The 935-nt window shown below is 38.1% G+C and carries 2 protein-coding genes; both read right to left on the bottom strand.

What is annotated here, in order from left to right:
* Positions 1 to 42: 42 nt before the first annotated feature.
* Positions 43 to 621 (bottom strand): hypothetical protein, encoded by a 579-nt coding sequence (locus tag ESP02_RS13150; protein ID WP_002372602.1) that lies wholly within the window; start codon positions 619 to 621, stop codon positions 43 to 45.
* A gap of 104 nt (positions 622 to 725) precedes the next feature.
* Positions 726 to 935: hypothetical protein (locus ESP02_RS13145; RefSeq protein ID WP_044146490.1), on the bottom strand; the 210-nt coding region annotated here is incomplete at its 5' end.

Below are 935 nucleotides of genomic sequence, written 5' to 3'. Positions count from 1 at the left end.
ACATAAATTAAATACACTGTAGTTTTTTTAGGGATTATATTGTTATCTAATAGACTTACCATTTGGTCCTGTATAAGAGTACCAACCGATACCTTCATACTTCCATCCGTATTTCGTGATATTGTCACGTTCAGCGGCATTCAGCGTGTAGAAATGTTCGCCGTTGTAACGATTGTATAGACGATAAACTGGATCGTCACTTGTTGGAGCTTGCCAACCAATACCTTCGTAATTCCAACCAATTCTTCTTAGATTATCTCGTTCTCCAGTATCTTGAGTGTAGAAGTGTTCTCCGCTATTTGGATTATACATGCGATACATAGGTATTGTTCTTACTGCACTACGAGCAAACCGACTCATTTGATCTTGTTGTAACTCTTCTTTTGGTGCTTGAGTCGCTTCAGCTTCAAACTGTCCTTCTTTCACTGGCGCTTCTAATTTTACTTCTTCTCCATTTACAATTGCTGTTTGATCTTCGCTAGAACTATTGCTAGTTACTGTTTGTTGCGTAGTGTCATAAGTTGCATTATTCCCTGCTTCTTCCGCGAGGGCATTTTGTGTAGGAATCGTCCAAGTTGATAAAATAGTTGCACAAATCAACACTGTCCATTTATTTTTCATTTGATTTAATCCTCCGTCTTTTCATTAAAAAATTATATGATCAGAACCTTAAAAAATAAAACCGCATTATCGCTTGCTTTTTTTAGTATATCTTCTAAAACTGACTAAAAAGGCATGCATAACATGCCATCAGACTGTAGACAAACCTTGACACGAACCATTTCCAGCAAGAAGAATTGATCTTCGATGAACATTCGATCAGCTACCGAGGCATCACGTCCGATTACGCCAGTTCGAGCGCTTTCAGTAAAAAGAGAACCATAAGAGATCAGTTTACGGAATGCCGTATGGTCATTGATCGAAAAGCGATAAGT

The sequence above is a fragment of the Enterococcus sp. NBRC 3427 genome (assembly GCF_007996925.1).
Classification (GTDB): Bacteria; Bacillota; Bacilli; order Lactobacillales; family Enterococcaceae; genus Enterococcus_B; species Enterococcus_B lactis.
This window is presented reverse-complemented; position numbering and strand designations above follow the sequence as displayed.

Coding starts and splice junctions, on each gene's coding strand:
- ESP02_RS13150 (WP_002372602.1), bottom strand. CDS start 621: ATGAAAAATAAATGGACAGTGTTGATTTGTGCAACTATTTTATCAACT.